The sequence below is a fragment of the Azospirillum sp. B506 genome (genome assembly GCF_000333595.1).
Taxonomy (GTDB): Bacteria; Pseudomonadota; Alphaproteobacteria; order Azospirillales; family Azospirillaceae; genus Azospirillum.
In genome coordinates, this window is record NZ_BADK01000917.1 from 1 (window position 1) to 1562 (window position 1562).

1 protein-coding gene is annotated in these 1562 nt (G+C 65.4%); it reads right to left on the bottom strand.

What is annotated here, in order from left to right; genetic code table 11:
- A partial coding sequence (locus I71_RS28435) for an acetoacetate--CoA ligase (RefSeq protein ID WP_042702160.1) occupies positions 1-1562 on the bottom strand: 1562 nt, incomplete at both ends.

Below are 1562 nucleotides of genomic sequence, written 5' to 3' on the forward strand. Positions count from 1 at the left end.
TGCGGATGGTGGCAGCCAGAGCCTCGTCCAGCGTCATGCCCTCGCGCAGGACGACGAACAGCACGACGCGCACGTCGCCATCCCATTCCTGACCGATGCAGACCGCCTCCATGATCTCAGGCAACTGTTCGACCTGGCGGTAAATCTCCGCCGTGCCGATGCGCACGCCGCCGGGATTCAGCACGGCGTCCGACCGGCCATAGATCACCCAGCCGCCATGGTCGGTCTGCTCGATGAAATCGCCATGGACCCAGATGTTGGGGAAGCGGTCGAAATAGGCGGAGCGGTATTTCGATCCGTCCGGATCGGCCCAGAAGCCGATGGGCATGCTGGGGAAGGGGCGGGTGCAGACAAGCTCGCCTTTCTCGCCACGGACCGCGTGGCCGTTGTCGTCGAAAGCCTCCACCGCCATGCCGAGGCCGCGCGTCTGGATCTCGCCCTTCCACACCGGGGCGGTCGGGTTGCCCAGCACGAAGCAGGACATGATGTCGGTGCCGCCGCTGATCGAGGCGAGGTGGAGGTCCTGCTTGATGGAGCGGTAGACGAACTCGAAATTCTCCGGCATCAGCGGCGAGCCGGTGGAGGCCAAGGCACGGACGCTGGCAAGAGAATGGGTCTTGATCGGCTCCAGCCCCGACTTCTCCAGCGACTGGATGAATTTGGCCGAGGTGCCGAACAGGGTCACCCGCTCCGCATCGGCATAGTCGAACAGGATGTTGCCGGTCGGGGCGAAGGGTGAGCCGTCATAAAGCACCAGCGTGGTCCCGCTGGCCAGCCCGGTCACCAGCCAGTTCCACATCATCCAGCCGCAGGTGGTGAAGTAGAACAGCCGGTCCCCGCGCTTCAGGTCGCAATGCAGCCGATGCTCCTTCACATGTTGAAGGATGGTGCCGCCGGTGCCGTGGACGATGCATTTCGGCTTTCCGGTGGTGCCGGAGGAATAGAGGATGAACAGCGGGTGGTCGAAGGCCACCCGCTCGAAGGTCGGCTCGGCTGCCGGGTGGGGCGCCATGAAATCCTGGAAGCCGACGGCACCGGGAATCGTCGACAGGTCGGGCGCTTTGTCGACATAGGGAACGATGACGGTGGCGACGACGGTCGGCAGGTCCTTCAGCACCTCGGCCACCTTGGCGCGGACGTCGTGGCTCTTGCCGTTGTACCAGTAGGCGTCGGGGGCGAAGACCACCTTCGGCTCGATCTGGCCGAAGCGGTCGGTGATTCCCTGGATCCCGAAATCAGGCGAGCAGGACGACCAGACCGCGCCCAGGCTGGTGGTGGCGATCATCGCCGCCAGCGTTTCCGGCATGTTGGGCATGATGGCGGCGACGCGGTCGCCCTTGCCGACGCCCCTGGCCTTCAGCGCCTGCTGCAGGCGGGAGACAGTGGCCTTCAGCTCCGCTCCGCTCCAGCGGTATTTCACCTTGTCCTCACCCCAGAAGACGACCGCATCGTCGTCCGGGGCGCCAGCCAGCAGATTCTCGGCATAGCTGAGGCGGGCTTCCGGGAACCAGCGGGCGCCCGGCATCCTGTCGCCGTCGATCAGGTCGACGTGCAGAGTCGCC